Annotated in this window: 16 protein-coding genes; 13 read left to right on the top strand and 3 right to left on the bottom strand. The window is 49.4% G+C overall.

What is annotated here, in order from left to right; all coding sequences use genetic code 11:
• Window positions 1–62: 62 nt before the first annotated feature.
• The 7 genes from metE to thpR all read left to right on the top strand — a co-directional run bounded on the left by metE (window position 63) and on the right by thpR (window position 5,963).
• On the top strand, window positions 63–2,366 hold the full coding sequence (gene metE, locus FXF61_RS02015) for a 5-methyltetrahydropteroyltriglutamate--homocysteine S-methyltransferase (protein ID WP_151183699.1): 2,304 nt from the start codon (window positions 63–65) through the stop codon (window positions 2,364–2,366).
• Window positions 2,367–2,841: 475 nt separating this feature from the next.
• The gene (locus tag FXF61_RS02020) at window positions 2,842–3,513 is read left to right on the top strand and encodes a hypothetical protein (protein ID WP_151183700.1); all 672 of its coding nucleotides are present in this window, start codon (window positions 2,842–2,844) and stop codon (window positions 3,511–3,513) included.
• A 130-nt stretch (window positions 3,514–3,643) separates the two neighbouring features.
• Window positions 3,644–3,916 carry a CopG family ribbon-helix-helix protein gene (locus FXF61_RS02025; protein WP_151183701.1) on the top strand — a complete coding sequence of 91 codons (273 nt, stop codon included), beginning with the start codon at window positions 3,644–3,646 and terminating at the stop codon, window positions 3,914–3,916.
• Complete coding sequence (locus FXF61_RS02030) at window positions 3,913–4,194, top strand: type II toxin-antitoxin system RelE/ParE family toxin (protein ID WP_151183702.1); 282 nt, start codon at window positions 3,913–3,915, stop codon at window positions 4,192–4,194. The genes FXF61_RS02025 and FXF61_RS02030 overlap by 4 nt, the downstream gene beginning before the upstream one ends.
• 142 nt (window positions 4,195–4,336) lie before the next feature.
• On the top strand, window positions 4,337–4,849 hold the full coding sequence (locus FXF61_RS02035) for a hypothetical protein (RefSeq protein ID WP_151183703.1): 513 nt from the start codon (window positions 4,337–4,339) through the stop codon (window positions 4,847–4,849).
• A 182-nt stretch (window positions 4,850–5,031) separates the two neighbouring features.
• Window positions 5,032–5,349 carry a hypothetical protein gene (locus FXF61_RS02040; protein ID WP_218571824.1) on the top strand — a complete coding sequence of 106 codons (318 nt, stop codon included), beginning with the start codon at window positions 5,032–5,034 and terminating at the stop codon, window positions 5,347–5,349.
• An 83-nt stretch (window positions 5,350–5,432) separates the two neighbouring features.
• A complete protein-coding gene (gene thpR, locus FXF61_RS02045; protein WP_151183705.1) occupies window positions 5,433–5,963 on the top strand; it encodes an RNA 2',3'-cyclic phosphodiesterase in 531 nt (176 codons plus the stop codon).
• A gap of 119 nt (window positions 5,964–6,082) precedes the next feature.
• Here the strand turns inward: thpR and FXF61_RS02050 are convergent, their stop codons facing one another.
• The gene (locus FXF61_RS02050) at window positions 6,083–6,616 is read right to left on the bottom strand and encodes a CIA30 family protein (RefSeq protein ID WP_151183706.1); all 534 of its coding nucleotides are present in this window, start codon (window positions 6,614–6,616) and stop codon (window positions 6,083–6,085) included.
• Window positions 6,617–6,769: 153 nt separating this feature from the next.
• Here FXF61_RS02050 and FXF61_RS02055 point away from each other — a divergent pair, with 153 nt between their 5' ends.
• The 4 genes from FXF61_RS02055 (at window position 6,770) to FXF61_RS02070 (ending at window position 11,762) form a co-directional block, all read left to right on the top strand.
• Window positions 6,770–8,563 carry a DEAD/DEAH box helicase gene (locus FXF61_RS02055; RefSeq protein ID WP_151183707.1) on the top strand — a complete coding sequence of 598 codons (1,794 nt, stop codon included), beginning with the start codon at window positions 6,770–6,772 and terminating at the stop codon, window positions 8,561–8,563.
• 248 nt (window positions 8,564–8,811) lie between these two features.
• Entirely contained in the window at window positions 8,812–9,888 is a 1,077-nt protein-coding gene (locus FXF61_RS02060) for a PQQ-dependent sugar dehydrogenase (RefSeq protein WP_218571825.1), read from the top strand.
• 291 nt (window positions 9,889–10,179) lie between these two features.
• Window positions 10,180–10,812, top strand: a complete 633-nt coding sequence (locus tag FXF61_RS02065; RefSeq protein WP_151183709.1) for a putative metalloprotease CJM1_0395 family protein — start codon at window positions 10,180–10,182, stop codon at window positions 10,810–10,812.
• A gap of 281 nt (window positions 10,813–11,093) precedes the next feature.
• A complete protein-coding gene (locus FXF61_RS02070) occupies window positions 11,094–11,762 on the top strand; it encodes a glutathione S-transferase (protein WP_151183710.1) in 669 nt (222 codons plus the stop codon).
• A 47-nt stretch (window positions 11,763–11,809) separates the two neighbouring features.
• On the opposite strand, the gene FXF61_RS14835 is transcribed toward FXF61_RS02070, so the two are convergent.
• On the bottom strand, window positions 11,810–12,502 hold the full coding sequence (locus FXF61_RS14835) for a DASH family cryptochrome (protein WP_218571826.1): 693 nt from the start codon (window positions 12,500–12,502) through the stop codon (window positions 11,810–11,812).
• Window positions 12,442–13,158 carry a deoxyribodipyrimidine photo-lyase gene (locus FXF61_RS14960; protein ID WP_218571827.1) on the bottom strand — a complete coding sequence of 239 codons (717 nt, stop codon included), beginning with the start codon at window positions 13,156–13,158 and terminating at the stop codon, window positions 12,442–12,444. The genes FXF61_RS14835 and FXF61_RS14960 overlap by 61 nt, the downstream gene beginning before the upstream one ends.
• 198 nt (window positions 13,159–13,356) lie before the next feature.
• Between FXF61_RS14960 and FXF61_RS02080 the strand changes: the two genes are divergently transcribed.
• Together FXF61_RS02080 and tehB are read left to right on the top strand one after the other, a co-directional pair.
• Window positions 13,357–14,406, top strand: coding sequence for a biotin/lipoate A/B protein ligase family protein (locus tag FXF61_RS02080; protein ID WP_151183711.1), 1,050 nt, complete (start codon window positions 13,357–13,359; stop codon window positions 14,404–14,406).
• A gap of 246 nt (window positions 14,407–14,652) precedes the next feature.
• Complete coding sequence (tehB, locus tag FXF61_RS02085; protein WP_151183712.1) at window positions 14,653–15,222, top strand: tellurite resistance methyltransferase TehB; 570 nt, start codon at window positions 14,653–14,655, stop codon at window positions 15,220–15,222.
• Window positions 15,223–15,310 lie beyond the last annotated feature (88 nt).

A 15,310-nucleotide genomic window follows, 5' to 3' on the forward strand; every position in this document is an offset into this window, starting at 1 on the left:
GAGTTTGTCTCATTATGGCCAGATGAAGACAATAGCGCCATTCATTTTAAAGGAGAACACCCGTGGCCGTAGCACATAACTTAGGTTTCCCCCGTATTGGCGGTGATCGTGAATTAAAAAAAGCCGTTGAAGCCTACTGGAAAGGTGACATCACTGAAGACAACCTGCGTCAAGTGGGCCGGGAGTTGCGCGCTCAACATTGGCAGCTGCAGAAAGATGCTGGTATTGATTTGCTGCCTGTTGGTGATTTTGCGTGGTATGACCAAGTGTTGACCCACTCACTGACCTTCGGTGTGGTGCCAGAGCGTTTTGCTAAAGCAGGGGCAAAACCAACGTTAGATACTCTATTTGCCATGGGCCGTGGTGTTGTCGAAAGCAGTTGTTGTGGCGGTGCGCATGCCCAAGAAATGACCAAGTGGTTCGACACTAACTACCACTATTTAGTCCCTGAGCTGACTGCAGACCTGGAGTTTTCACTGAGCTGGGAGCAGTTATTTGAAGAGGTGGACGAAGCATTGGCGTTGGGTCACAGCGTTAAGCCGGTGGTGATTGGTCCACTGACGTGGTTGTGGCTGGGTAAGGTGAAAGGCGAAGCGTTTAATAAGCTCGATTTGCTGGAAAAACTACTGCCAATCTACGGTGAAATTTTTCAACGCTTGGCAGCACAGGGTGTGGAATGGGTGCAAATTGATGAGCCGATTTTAAGCCTCGATTTGCCACAAGAATGGAAAAACGCCTTTGAACGTGCCTATAACTTATTGCAAAGAGAGCCGCTTAAGAAGCTGGTTGCTACGTACTTTGCAGGCTTAGAAGACAACCTTGGTTTAGCGGCAGGCTTGCCGGTGGATGGTTTGCACATTGATCTGGTGCGCGCACCAGAACAGTATCCAACCATTCTGGACCGCCTACCGGCCTACAAAGTGCTATCACTGGGCGTGGTCAATGGTCGTAACGTCTGGCGCTGTGATCTTGAGAAGGTATTAGACACCCTTAAACATGCACACGAGCGTTTAGGTGATCGTTTATGGGTGGCGCCGTCTTGCTCATTACTGCATAGTCCGGTGGATTTAGAGCGCGAAGATCAACTGGATGAAGAACTGAAAAGCTGGCTGGCCTTTGCCGTGCAAAAAACGGCAGAAGTGGCGATCTTGGCTGAAGCGTTAAATAATCCAGACAGTGCCAAGGTTACAGCGGCACTGGCAGAGAGTCGCAAGGTGCAAGAGAGCCGCGCCAACTCGCCACGTATTCACAAGCCAGAAGTGCAGGCCCGTTTAGCTGCAGTGACACCAGCGCACAGTCAGCGTAAATCTGTGTTTGCCGAGCGCATTAAGTTGCAGCGTGAGCGTTTAGACTTGCCACTGTTCCCAACCACCAGCATTGGTTCATTCCCGCAGACTGCAGACATCCGCGCTGCACGTTTAGCGTTCCGCCAAGGAAAACTCAGTGAAGCCGATTACAAACAAGCCATGCAGACGGAAATCCAGCACGCTGTTCAGGTGCAGGAAGAGTTGGATCTCGACGTGTTAGTGCACGGTGAAGCTGAGCGTAATGACATGGTGGAGTACTTTGCTGAGCAACTGGACGGCTACCTGTTCACCCGCTTTGGTTGGGTGCAAAGCTACGGTTCGCGTTGTGTGAAACCAGCGGTGATCTTCGGTGATTTAACCCGCCCGCAAGCCATGACCGTTGAGTGGATTGAGTACGCCCAGCAGCAGACCAATAAGGTTGTGAAAGGCATGCTGACCGGCCCGGTGACCATGCTGATGTGGTCGTTCCCGCGTGAAGACGTGTCACGTGAGCAGCAAGCACGTCAATTGGCGCTGGTGATACGTGATGAAGTGGTGGACTTGGAAGCCGCTGGGATCAAAATCATTCAGATCGATGAAGCTGCGTTTCGCGAAGGCTTGCCGCTGCGTAAAGCCGAGTGGCAGCACTACTTGGATTGGGCGACTGAGTCCTTCCGCCTTACCGCCAGCGGCGTGCGTGACGAAACCCAGATTCATACGCACATGTGCTACAGCGAATTTAATGATGTGATCGACTCCATCGCTGCGATGGATGCGGATGTAATCACCATTGAGACTTCACGCTCGCAAATGGAGTTACTGGAAGCCTTTGAAACCTTTCATTATCCAAATGATATTGGCCCAGGCGTGTACGACATTCACTCACCACGGGTGCCGGACAGCGAGGAAATGGCCAACTTGCTGCGTAAAGCGGCCAAACGTATTCCGGTTGAGCAGCTCTGGGTCAATCCAGATTGCGGCCTAAAAACCCGCGCCTGGCCAGAAACCAAAGCGGCGCTGGAACACATGGTAAAAGCAGCTAAACAGTTGCGTGAAGAATACAAAAAAGCAGCGGCCTAAGTTGCAAGGCTCAATAAGTTAAGATACATGGAGGCACAAAATAACGCGCAAACTCGAAAGGGCTGCGCGTTATTTGCCTGTTGGGTTTGGGCGCTGGTCGTCTTTGTACAAATTATGCTCTGCACGAGAATTGCAGGCTGTTTCTGCAAGGTGGCACGCTGGGCTGGCTGGTCATCCATGCAGTCTATTTTGGCTTAACTTTAAAAGTGTGCTCGTTTCAAAGTTAAGAGATGCTTATTTACTCGTTTTTTTAATTTAAAGATAATAAAAACAAGAGGTTACAAGCTTGCTCAGCAGGATAGTGTGCATGTTATTAGCAAGATAGACGGCATGCTCGAATTGCTGCTGACATCATCTTGCTTTTAGTGATAAAGGCTCTATTATTCATGCACTACATTAATTTAAAGAAAGTAAACCCAAGCAGCAAAACGGGCATGCCTACTAATAAACTGTTATGCCCCACAGGCATCGAGGAATGATCATCAAGAAGTATATTTTAATTGCAATTTCTATCGCGTTGTCAGCATGCGCAGGTGTCACGCAGCCGATCAAATTTGAAGCTTCAAATATCGTGACAGAAGAGTCCTATCTCAATACCAAAGCAACAAATGGTATTGTCCTACTAGATGTAAACTGGGGCCGCTGGTGGGGCTGCGGCAGTTATGAAAACGCCCAACTTATTAGCTTGGCATTCGATAAGCTGCCAATAAGTCCAATTAGCAATGAGACTCCGCCGGCCCTTGTTCTGCATAGTCCTTCTCGCTTGGCTGTTGATCCTGTGTTTATAAACTATGCATACTCGCTAGAGCCCGGAGAGTACGCCATCAGCGCTTTCAGCATCAAAGTGGCGCGCTCTGTTTCTGATGTAGGCTTTCTTACAGCCCAGCGAGACAAACTTTACTCTGGCGGAAAACCAGCTGGAGGAACATTCACAGTCAAGCCAGGTGAGGCAGTTTTCATAGGTAACTTTTATCTGGATTGTGCCTACGGCCCAACGCTGTGGCGGTATCACTCAGACGGCAAGGAGGCATTCGATGCTCAGGTCGCAGAGTATGCCAGCCGTTTTCCATACCTGGATCTCCGTAATGTGCAGTTCCGTCTGTTCAAAACAAAAGAATTCGGTAATGACTACGAGCTTGTGCCATGAATAGGTTTCTGGTCATAACAAGGCAATCAAGCGCGACGGCTTACAGCCGCTTATTTTGGCGTTAAATTTTTGCCGCACCTCGCAAACTATGATGTAATACGTTGTAGTTTCAGAATTCGAGGGTATAGCCATGAGCGTCACTACAGTTCGCCTTCAGGCAGAAGTTGAGCAGCACTTGGAACAAATCGCCAGCAGGTTAAACCGAAGTAAAGGGTGGGTAATCAACCAGGCATTGTCGGAATACATAGCAAAGCAGCAGCTTGAGCAAGAGCGCTGGGAACAAACGCTGCGGGCAATGGAATCTGCTGCCCAAGGTAAGGTAGTGGATGCTAGCGAGGTTCACGGCTGGCTTAAGAGCTGGGGAACAGAAAACGAGCAGGATGCACCGAGGTCGGGTAAGTGAAACTGGTTTACACGGATGAAGCCATTGATGATTTGAAACGCCTCAGGGAGTTCATTGCGGTGCACAACCCGACTGCGGCAACTCGAATTGCCTCCGAGCTAGTTGGCAAAATCGAATTACTTCCAGACTTCCCCAAAATGGGCACACCCGTTGCAATGGCACCGGTACCTGACTCTGTTCGAGATATGATTTTCGGAAAATACATCGTTCGATATTCAGTTCATGCCAGTGCCATCATTATTTTCCGAGTTTGGCATAGCTTGGAAGGTGAGCGGTAATAATTTAACAAGGCGTTGCTGCTAGACAAGTTTTCCGCTGCGCTTCAAGCTTGCCGTAGAGCGCAGCGTTAAGGCAAATCAAAGTTGAATCCTTTACTTTTAAATTGCATTTCTCAGTTTTCTTGATGCTTAGGGTTTCATAATGCAAGACGAAATAGTGTTTTTGCCCAATCATCGCGGAGTCAGTGTTAAACAAGCAGCTCTTATTTTCGGTGGTTTTTTTATTCTCGTGCAGCTGTTTTATTTAAAGTCTGAGCCGGTAGAGATAAGAATTATTTTTACTGTGGCATTCGTTATCTTTTTATTGCTGGGCTTCTGGCTTTCGAAAATAAGTTCCAGAAGCTGGCCGCAGAAAATAGTCATCAACCGCTTAGGAATATGCTGCAGTAAAATGAAAGCGCAATATGGTATAGATTTAGTTCCTTGGAATGATGTTGCTAGCATGGATCTTTTTTACACCGATGAAAGGCTAGCACCACATCTACGTATTAGTCTGCGCCAAGGTTCTTTGCGTGAGCGTTTGAATAATAACTTCTTACAACGCATAAGCATGGGGCTCGATGTCAATATTCCCGTATCGGTGGATGTCGCACCAGAGGTGGTACTGCAAACAGCTCAGCAGTATTGGAAGGAAGCTGGGCGCACCCGTAGTTAAAAGAAATCAGCTCTAACAGTCAGATCCAGCTGACATGCATGTAGAGCCTTAAAGTTTCAAAATAAAAAGAGGATTTTGTTATCAACGAAAAATATAACTCCAGCACCACTCGCCGAAAGCCTTGGGTTTTAATCGCTGTCATCACATCCATATTGATAGTTCTAGGGCTTCTATTAACGGCAATGCCTAAAGGTTTTAAGGGGACCCACGAACAAATAGGCACCGGCAAGCCGGCCTTGGTGTTTGTCTACGATCCAAACCTTGGCGTTAGCGTGACCCAGACAGAAGAAATGAATAAAGCTCGCGATCAGCTTAGCGACCAAGCTTTCTTTCTTATTGCCCAACTTAGCACCCCAGAGGGCGACCAGTTGATCGCTGAACACCGTGCCAGCCCAGCAGAGCTTTTACTCTTCGATCCGTCTGGAAGGCTGATCAAAAGGCAGTATGCACTGAAGAGCTCTAGCGAACTAGTCCAGTGGCTTGCGGTAGATGCGCCTTAATTCGAGAGTGATATTTTTGCATGAAAAAGCTTCTCAAAATCGATATTTGCATGATGTCTAGATGAGTTTTGCGGAGTAAAAGCATGCGCAGAGTATTCTTCGGACTGGAGATTCCCGCTGAGATTAAAGACCGTCTATTGCAGGTCAGGGCAGAGGTGACAGGTGCCAGTTGGCAAAGTGTTGAGCAGATGCACCTGACTTTGTTGTTTCTAGGCAATATAGAAGAAGCGCTTTTATTAGCGGCGCGTGAAGCTGCACGTGATATTTCTTTGGCTGCTTTTGAGCTGAATATTGTCGGTCTGGGCTGTTTCGGTCAGCCGCGTGCCCCTAAGCATCTTTGGGCGGGCGTTGAGTCAGAAGCGCCCGTTATTGGCCTGCATAGCGCGATTAAAAACCAAGTAGAGCGCCTCGGAATACAAACAGAGCGTCGTACATTTCGTCCCCATCTCACTCTAGCCCGATTCAATCGCCAGCCTGACTCAGTTGAGCACTTGCTGACCGAGTACAGGGAAACGATGTTCGGATCGTTTCAGGTGGATGAGTTTGTACTCTTTGAAAGTCAGCCAGGTCCTGTCGGCTCGGTATACAGGGTGCTTGAGCGCTACTCTTTATAACGCCTGCGGTTGATCGGTAAGAAGAGTCGCACGCTCAGATAAGCTCAGGTGATTATGCTCGACTGCAGTGATCCAACCACAGGAAAGCCGGGACAGGGTGTTCTGAATACCATCCGGTTTTATATAAAAAAGCCGAAGCGCCGCACACAGACATCAACATCAAACGCCTGACCAATGGCCACCACGGCAACGCTTCTGATAGCTGCGCACTGCAGTTCAGTGTCGGTGCGGTGAGCGTTTAGTTGTTCGTAGGGCACGATAAAACGAGTCCATTGCGGCTGCACCGCTAAGGTGCAGCGATAGGATTGCCAAGGCCGAGTCAGCTGATTGGTTTTGACGTGCAAGTTATAGTCATGTGCGCTGCCGTACAGCTCAATAAATACGCCGCGATAGTCAGGGCGCAAGCAACTTGGCTCGATATTAAGCCGCATCTGTACGAATCCGCCGTTATTATCCAAACTGGTGCGGCCCACTAAGCAGCTACAGTTCGAATTCTGGCGCTGGTCTTTGCGCAGTGCTGCAGTGGACACGCCTCCCATCACTTGATCGCTGATCACCAACCAAGGTGAGGCCTGATCCTGATTGGATCGATACACATCGATCAGTTGTTCTTCAGGGACGGCAGGGCCTTGGGTTTTGATATTTTCATTCATACGCTGGAAACACTCCTAACAAGCACGCAGAAACCTTAGCTATTGCAGTCAAGCAAAAAGCCGCAACAGATTTATTCACAGGGTAGCAGGTAAGCGCAGTGGTATTTGCTAGTATGAGCGTTTTTAATCCTGATCACGATTAAGCCCTGCCAAATGAATGCACCTTTTAAGCTGCGGCCTTATCAGCAGGAAGCGGTGGATGCCACTTTAAAACACTTTCGCAAATCCGATGCGTCGGCGGTGATTGTGTTGCCGACCGGTGCCGGTAAAAGTCTGGTGATTGCCGAATTGGCGCGTCTGGCTCGGCGTAAAATACTGGTGCTAACCCACGTTAAAGAGCTGGTTGAGCAGAACCACGCCAAGTACCAGAGCTATGGTGTGCTGGGTGGTATTTTTTCTGCGGGGTTAAGCCGTAAGGAAAGTCAGTTTCAAGTGACCTTTGCCAGTGTGCAATCGGTGGCGGCCAATCTTGAGCAGTTCAAAGATGAATATTCATTGATCATTATCGATGAATGTCACCGCATCAGTGGTGACGAAAACAGTCAGTATCAGCGGATTATTGAGCAGCTACGCCAACAAAATAAAGGCCTGAAAGTGCTCGGGCTGACTGCTACGCCGTATCGTTTAGGTATGGGTTGGATTTATCGCTATCACTATCGAGGCTTTGTCCGTAGCGAAGAGGATAAGCCTTTTGTGCACTGCATTTATGAGCTACCGCTGATCTATATGATCAGTCGAGGCTATCTCACTAAGCCTGAGTTGATTGATGCGGCGGTGGCGCAATATGATTTCTCAACGCTGGCGCAGAACCGCTTTGGCGAGTATGCAGAAAAAGATGTGAATGCGCTGCTGGGTAAACATCAAAGGGTCACTCGTGCCATTATTGAACAAGTCATGCAGCTGGCGGTGAAGCGGCAGGCGGTGATGATCTTTGCCGCCACCGTTGATCACGCCAAGGAAATCACCGACTATTTGCCGCCAGAGCAGACCGCCTTGATTACCGGCGCGACCGATCAGCGTGAACGTGATGAATTGATTCAGCGTTTTAAGCAACGGCAATTAAAGTATCTGGTGAACGTCTCAGTACTCACCACCGGCTTTGATGCGCCACATGTGGACTTTATCGCTATTCTGCGCCCGACCCAGTCGGTCAGCCTGTACCAGCAGATTGTAGGCCGCGGTCTGCGTCTGGATGAAGGTAAAAAAGATTGTTTGGTGATTGATTACGCCGGCAACGCTGTCAATTTGTATCACCCTGAAGTGGGTGAGAAGAAACCCAACCCTGACAGTGAGCCGGTGCAAGTACTCTGCCCAGATTGTGGTTTTGCTAATATTTTTTGGGGTAAAACTGACGGTGCAGGGCAGGTGACTGAGCATTACGGTCGCCGTTGTCATGGGCTGCTGGAGTGGGATGAAGACGAAGAGACAGCAGCGCACGACCAACGCCCTGAGCAGTGCGATTACCGCTTTCGTTTCAAAGAATGCCTGCACTGCGGCAGTGAGAATGATATCGCCGCGCGTCATTGCCATCAGTGCAAAAAAGCCATTATTGATCCTGATGATCAGCTAAAAGATGCGCTGAAACTCAAAGATGCCATGGTCATTCGTTGTGCGGGGATCACCCTAAGCGCCCATAAAGGAAAAGCCGATAGCCATAACGCGAACACACTGAAAGTCACCTATCACGCTGAAGAGGGGGAGGAGCTCAGCGAGTCCTTTGATTTCAGCAAACCGGCCCAGCGTACAGTTTTCAATAAACTATTTGGCCGACGCTTAGCCAATGGACAAGCGCCGCAACAATTCAGCAAGATTGCAGACGTGCTTGCCATGCAAGCCTTATTACCCGCCCCAGATTTTGTGATTGCACGCAAGACCAAGCACTACTGGCAGGTGCAAGAACGGATATTTGATTACCAAGGCACCTACCGTAAAGCGAATGAAATATAAGGCTAAAAGGATGAGCAGATTTAAGTCGAACTCTGCGCGAGTCATGCCTTATCATTAATTGTAAATAGAAAGGTTAAAATGAATGTCAGAGTTTGAATTCGCAGCCCCATCAGATAAGAAAATTGCAGAGGCTCAGCAAAAGCTTGGGTTTATTGGCAAAAGTTTAGCGTGTCTGCATCCATAGTTTTCTTAAGCCCACACAAGGTTTGCCAATGTTTTTTATCAACAGAACCTGTTTGATGTTACTCATGCTCTTGCCTCTTTTTGCTATGAACGTGAGTGCAGAGGTGTCGCCCAAGGCTGTTTTAATGGCGCAGGGATTGAGTCAGCCTTGGGGGATGGCGCAGGTGTCAGATAAGCATCTATTGATTACCCAAAAGGGCGGAAGCTTAGTGCTGTTTGATATGGGGTCTGGGGCGCAAACATCTGTGAGCGGTGCGCCGCAGGTGGTGGTTATGGGTCAAGGAGGTTTGCTGGATGTCGCTGTGCCTGCGGACTATAAACAGGGTGATCAGCAGACGGGTTGGATTTACTTTACCTATGTTGCGCCTGTTGAAAAACACGGCAAAAAGGGTTTGGGTGCAACAGCGCTAGGACGGGCTAAGTTAGATGCGTCTTTATCGGCACTGCAGGATTGGCAAACAGTATTGCTCACCCAGTCGGCAAGTGCTGACGGCCAACATTTTGGCAGCCGTATCGCCTTTATTGATGATTATGTGTTTTTCGGTGTAGGTGACCGTGGGCATCGAGCTAACGGCCAAGATCTCACGACCCATGCAGGGACTATTATGCGGCTGCATCGTGATGGGCGTGTGCCGCAAGACAATCCCTTTGTTGGCCGCAGTGATGCCTTGCCCGAAATATGGAGTTATGGTCATCGTAATCCGCAAGGATTGGCGGTGCGCCAAGGGCTGCTGTGGGCGAGCGAGCATGGGCCACGCGGCGGTGATGAGCTGAACTTGATAGAGAAGGGCGGCAATTACGGCTGGCCAGAGGTGTCTTTGGGTAAAGAGTATTGGGGGCCAATAGACGTGGGCGTGACCTCTAAGCCCGGAATGATCGACGCTAAAAAGGTGTACATTCCATCCATTGCGCCAGGCAGTTTGCTCGCGGTTGAGCACAACCGCTATGGTTGGCGGGGTGATTTTTTATTGGGCGCGCTGAAGTTGCAGCACCTTAATCGCTTGCTGATGAGCGATCAGCAGGTGATGCAGGAAAAGCGCTATTTAGAAAAAGAGAAACAACGCTTGCGCGCCTTATTGGAAGATTCGCAAGGTCGCATTTGGATTGCTACTGATGCAGGCACGTTGTGGCAGTTACAGTAAGCTAGCCTGTCTGGCGCTGATGTTGATGCCGGTCTGAGCCTAACGCGTACCCTGGGTTGAGCTGGAAAAAGGACTGCATCCTGCAATGCTGCTATAGATGCTTGAGCGTGGTCGTTCAACAGGCATAGACTGTATCAGCCAGCTCGGACAAGCCTATAAGTGTTGATTACCTTGGCTACTGATATTCACTCGTTGCTTTAAGCTGATAAGCGGATTAAAGCTGTGGCTGGATCTGCGCCTGCAGTCGCGGCATACTATTTGTATCAACTACATTACTTTCGGAGGGCCGCCATGAATATTTCTTCTGTTGGCCATTCTTTTACAGCGCATTCTTTTGCGAATCGCCCTGAGCAGACCGAGCAAACCGATACGGATAAGCAAGATGGCAAAAAATTGCATGGAAATGCAATGCTGTTGCCGGAGCAAATCAAGCAAGTAGAGCAGCTCAAAGTACGCGATCGTGAAGTCCGTGCGCATGAAATGGCACACTTGGCCGCTGCTGGTGGCTTGGCTACGTCTGGTGCATCCTACACCTACCAGCTTGGTCCGGATGGTGCCCGCTATGCAGTTGGCGGTGAGGTTAAGATTGATACCTCAAGCGGCAACAACCCTGAAGAAACCATCCGTAAAGCGCAAGCTATCCGTGCTGCTGCCTTAGCACCGGCGGAGCCTTCCGGCCAAGATCATGCCGTGGCTGCTCAAGCCTCGCAGATGGAGGCGCAAGCTCGAGCTGAGCAGGCTGCTGAAGGCCAGAACGAACGCCAGAGCGAGGTCGAGAACGAGAGCGAAAATAAGGAAGAGCCGCAGGCTGATGTTGAGGGTGCTTCGCAGCAAAACAGCGAAAGCCAAAAAGCTGCTGTGCAGCAATACCAGAGCGTAGCTGCTGAGTTTGATAATAGCTCGCGGCTTAATCTGCAGGCATGAGACAGCTCAGTTAAAAGTCGTCGTAGCAGGCTGATACCATAGAAAAACCAGCCGAAACTATCCGCACAGTGTCTTCGTACTCAAGTAACTCTTTGAATGACATCGTTTTCAGGGGGAGAAATGAGTAAGAGTTGATTTGAGTGTTGAAAATTAAATATGGCACTGCCATCAGCTGATTTTATAGTCACGCAATACGCCTCGCCCATGGCGATCACGTTTCCTTGGTCTAAAGAAAACCCGCTATAGTCAGTACTTTAGTGTATTCAACTAGGAAATCCGCCATGCCCCTATCCCAGCATCGTTTGTACTCTTTTCGCCGTTGCCCTTACGCGATGCGTGCGCGACTGGGTATTGTGTTTGCCGAGCTGCAGGTGGAGTTGCGGGAGATCGTGCTGAAGAATAAGCCGGCGCAAATGCTGGCTATCAGCCCCAAAGGTACGGTTCCTGTGCTTGAGTTGGCTGAGGGCGATAGTGTTACGAGGCGCGTTATCGAGGAAAGCAGGGAGATACTGGAATGGGCGCTGCAGGAAAATGACCCGCACGGGTTATTAAACACCGATTTAGCCAGCGCCAATGCACTGATCGACCGTAACGATAACGAATTTAAACACTGGCTCGATCGCTACAAATACGCCGATCGTCATCCAGAGCTCACCCAGCTTGAATACCGGCAGCAGGGCGAGGTGTTTTTACAGGTGTTAGAAGAGTTACTCGGAAAAAATACATACCTGCTCGGCGATAACACCAGCATCGCTGATATTGGCATTATGCCTTTTGTACGCCAGTTCGCTCATGTCGATCGAGATGTTTTTTACGGTCTGCCTTATCCGTATCTGCAGCAGTGGCTTAAAGATTGGCTGGAGCATCCAGCGTTTCAGCAGGTTATGATCAAATTCAAGCCTTGGCAGGAGGGCGATCAAGCAGTGCTGTTTGCAAAAGGCAGTCACTGAGGATTCCTAGCTTAGCAGAGCTGTTTTACATGGAGGGGGCGCTAGGATTACTCAGGCATGATTGGCCAGTCGACATAATCAACCGTATCCAGCGGTTGTGGCGCTGTATCGCATTGCCACTGCTTAATATAACGCCGCTCGGGATCGTACTCTTGGGTTTGCTTTTCTAGATTAAAGTGCCGCCCGCCACGCGGGTCTTTACCCACCCCCGCAATATATTGCCAGTTGCCCCAGTTGCAGGCGACATCGTAATCGAGCAGCTGTTGTTGAAAGTAAGCAGCGCCGTAACGCCAGTCTACCGCCAGCTCGTTGACTAAACAGCTGGCGACAATTTGCCGGCCACGGTTTGAGATAAAGCCTGTGGCGTTTAACTCTTTCATGCAGGCATTCACCAGTGGGAAGGGCGTTTCCCCATTGCACCATTTTTTAAAACGGGCGCTGTAATAGCTGGTTTTGGGTTTATGTTTGGCCTGGCCTTGAAAGCTGAATAAACGCGCGTCTTGCTGCAGCGCTGACCATTGAAAGTATTCACGCCACAACAGTTCAAAACCAATCCAGTAGGTTGAATCGTTGGCACCGTGCTGTGCTTCGTAGGCTTTTAATTGTTGCCAGATGGAGCGGGGCGATAGATTACCGAGCGCTAAAAAAGGACTGAACTTGGTTGAGCTGTCCCAGCCATCTAATTGGTTGCGAGTGAGCTTATAGCTGTGCGGTGCTGAGCTGGAAAAGTAACGCTGCACATGTGCCAGCGCCTGTTGTTCGCCCCCTGAAAAGCGCTGGCTGCTAAAGGCTGTGTCACGTATGTTTGCGCGAATTGATCAAGGCTTATGCCCTGTGATGACTGTACTTGGATGGCGTGCGGTACTGTGCTGAGTGTATCGCTAACGGCTTGCACAGCAAAATTACGTTTTTCAATGTGCTGTCTAAAACTGGAAAAGCTATTGAGCAGTTGCGGCGTGAGTGCTAATTGCTCTGGCTTAAACAGCGTGTGATTCCAAGTGGCAAAGCAACGCACCTGAGGCAGGTTTTGCTCAATCACTTGGCAGGTTTTGTTTTCATACCAGCCCACTGGTTTAGAGCGCACGATGGTATCAATCTGCTGCTCTTGCATAAAACGGCAGACCTCGGTTGCAGGTTGGCCTTCTAAAATAATCAGGCGATGACCTAAGGCGCGCAACTGTTGCTCAAGATCGCATAAAGACTGATATATAAAATTGAGCCGGTGTGAGCCTATGGCTTTGTGTTGATAGTTATTGGGCCCGATGTCATGGGGGTTAATCACGTAAATAAAGGCAATGGCTGCGTAATGGCTGCAGGCCCAGTTGAGGGCGAAGTTATCGTGCAAGCGCAGATCATCAGTAAACCAAAAGGCTACTTTTTTGGGCATATTAGACATTCGCAGAGTCCTTTGTGGGCGCAAGCAGTGCAGGGCCAGCGCGGGCTGTTTAGTTGGGGCAATAACAATTGATCAACTGGTGCTACTGTACTTGCTGGCTGCGAACTCTTAAAGAGCGAAGCGTATGGCTGTACTGCACTTTTAGTTTAGAATGAGACTGGTTCTCAATATAGATACTTAATCAAGCAGGATGAAGTGATGCACGGTGAATATAAAGTACCTGGCGGTAAGTTAGTGGTCGCTGATATAGAGGTGCACGATGACTGTTTAAGCCAAGTGAGTATTTCGGGTGACTTTTTCTTAGAGCCTGATACGGCTTTAACCCATATTAACCAAGCTCTAATTGGCTTACCCAGCACGGCAAGCCAACAAGCTTTAACTGCTGCTATCACAGAAGCGCTGGATGATGATGTGGTGATGTTTGGCTTCTCAGCAGAGGCTGTAGCCATCGCTGTTCGGCGCGCTTTAGGCAAGGCGAGCAGTTGGCTTGATCATCAATTTACCCTGATTCCGCCGGTCACTATGCCCGCAGCCATGCATGTCGCTTTAGACGATGCATTAGCCCAGTCTGTGGCTAAAGGTTTGCGCGGGCCAACACTAAGGTTTTGGGACTGGGATGATTCTGTAGTGGTGATAGGCTGTTTTCAGTCGGTCAAAAATGAAGTGGATATGGCTGCAGCGCAAGAGGCTGGTGTACAAGTGGTGCGCCGTATTACCGGTGGCGGTGCTATGTTTATGGAGCCCGGCAACTGCATTACCTATTCGTTAACGGTGCCGACCTCGATTGTGGACGGTATGAGCATTGAGGCGTCGTATCAGTTTTTAGATGCTTGGGTGTTAGCTGCATTGGCAGAGGTTGGTATTCAAGCGCACTATAAGCCGCTTAACGATATTACCTCTGCACAAGGCAAGATAGGTGGTGCGGCACAAAAACGCTTTGGTACTGGTATTTTGCTGCACCATGCGACGCTGGCTTACGATATTGATGCCGACAAAATGCTGCAAGTGTTGCGTATTGGTCGAGAAAAAATCTCTGATAAAGGCATTACCAGTGCCAACAAGCGTGTTGATCCGATGCGCAGCCAAACGGGGCTCAGCAGAGCGGCTATTATTGATGCTTTTATGCGTCACTTCTCTAAAACCTACCAAGCCCAGCTGGGGGATTATTTGCCGGAGGAGCTGTCCACCGCCAAGGCATTAGTGGCCGACAAATTTTTAACGGACGCATGGCTGTACAAAGTTAATTGACATCCTCACCGCCCTAAAGAGGCGGTGATACTTACTGCTATACGAGGCTTTCTGCGATTTTGGTAAAGACTGGGGCTGAATATATCCTGCCTAGCTTTCTTAAAATGACGGCAGGACTGCTCTCACTCTGTGATGACGTGAGAGAGGGGCGTAGCACTTAGTTTTAAAAGCCTTACCTCTGATCATTTAACTGCGCTGCAGAAGACGCAATAATTGCAACTCAATTCTTTAATTTAAGTGGTTGCCATGACAGTTGACCTAAATAGCCGTTACGGCTTAAATCCTGCGCACAGTGAAGTGGTAGAGGCGTGCAAAATTATTGAACCATGCAGTGCTTTAGACATGGGCTGCTCCAATGGGCGCAATGCCTTATACCTGAGCCAGCTTGGCTTTGACGTCGCCGCAGTCGATAACAATCCCAATGCTATTGGTATGCTGCAGCAAATTGTCAGCAAAGAGGGGATCACCAACATTAAACCGCAGGTGTACGACATCAACAGTGCCGTGCTTGCTGAGGATTATGGTTTTATTGCCTGCGTCGTAACCTTAATGTTTCTCGACCCTGCGCGGGTTGATGCTGTGATTGCTGATATGCAAGCGCGCACGCTACCTGGCGGTTATAACCTGATTGTTTGTGCGATGAGCACTGAGCAACACCCATCGCCAGTGCGTTTCTCCTTTACTCTAAAAGCTGGTGAGTTACCTGAAGCGTACGCGGGCTGGGAACTGGTTAAGTACAATGAAGATGTTGGCACCATGCACAATGGTGCGCAACTGCAGTTTGCGACGATGCTGGCGCGTAAATCGAGCGAATAAACTGAATGGTGTAGGCCGTTGTTAGCTCAGCGGCCTACACAGCCTCGATATATAACCACTCAGCGGGCATGCTAATCATAGCCAATAC

The organism is Pseudomonas sp. C27(2019) (assembly GCF_008807395.1).
Lineage (GTDB): Bacteria > Pseudomonadota > Gammaproteobacteria > Pseudomonadales > Pseudomonadaceae > Denitrificimonas.

Excerpts from the sequence above, each read along its gene's own strand:
- FXF61_RS02020 (WP_151183700.1), top strand. The coding sequence starts at position 2,842 with ATGATCATCAAGAAGTATATTTTAATTGCAATTTCTATCGCGTTGTCA.
- FXF61_RS02025 (WP_151183701.1), top strand. The coding sequence starts at position 3,644 with ATGAGCGTCACTACAGTTCGCCTTCAGGCAGAAGTTGAGCAGCACTTG.
- FXF61_RS02035 (WP_151183703.1), top strand. The coding sequence starts at position 4,337 with ATGCAAGACGAAATAGTGTTTTTGCCCAATCATCGCGGAGTCAGTGTT.
- FXF61_RS02040 (WP_218571824.1), top strand. The coding sequence starts at position 5,032 with ATGCCTAAAGGTTTTAAGGGGACCCACGAACAAATAGGCACCGGCAAG.
- thpR (WP_151183705.1), top strand. The coding sequence starts at position 5,433 with ATGCGCAGAGTATTCTTCGGACTGGAGATTCCCGCTGAGATTAAAGAC.
- FXF61_RS02050 (WP_151183706.1), bottom strand. The coding sequence starts at position 6,616 with ATGAATGAAAATATCAAAACCCAAGGCCCTGCCGTCCCTGAAGAACAA.
- FXF61_RS02055 (WP_151183707.1), top strand. The coding sequence starts at position 6,770 with ATGAATGCACCTTTTAAGCTGCGGCCTTATCAGCAGGAAGCGGTGGAT.
- FXF61_RS02060 (WP_218571825.1), top strand. The coding sequence starts at position 8,812 with ATGCTCTTGCCTCTTTTTGCTATGAACGTGAGTGCAGAGGTGTCGCCC.
- FXF61_RS02065 (WP_151183709.1), top strand. The coding sequence starts at position 10,180 with ATGAATATTTCTTCTGTTGGCCATTCTTTTACAGCGCATTCTTTTGCG.
- FXF61_RS02070 (WP_151183710.1), top strand. The coding sequence starts at position 11,094 with ATGCCCCTATCCCAGCATCGTTTGTACTCTTTTCGCCGTTGCCCTTAC.
- FXF61_RS14960 (WP_218571827.1), bottom strand. The coding sequence starts at position 13,158 with ATGTCTAATATGCCCAAAAAAGTAGCCTTTTGGTTTACTGATGATCTG.
- FXF61_RS02080 (WP_151183711.1), top strand. The coding sequence starts at position 13,357 with ATGCACGGTGAATATAAAGTACCTGGCGGTAAGTTAGTGGTCGCTGAT.
- tehB (WP_151183712.1), top strand. The coding sequence starts at position 14,653 with ATGACAGTTGACCTAAATAGCCGTTACGGCTTAAATCCTGCGCACAGT.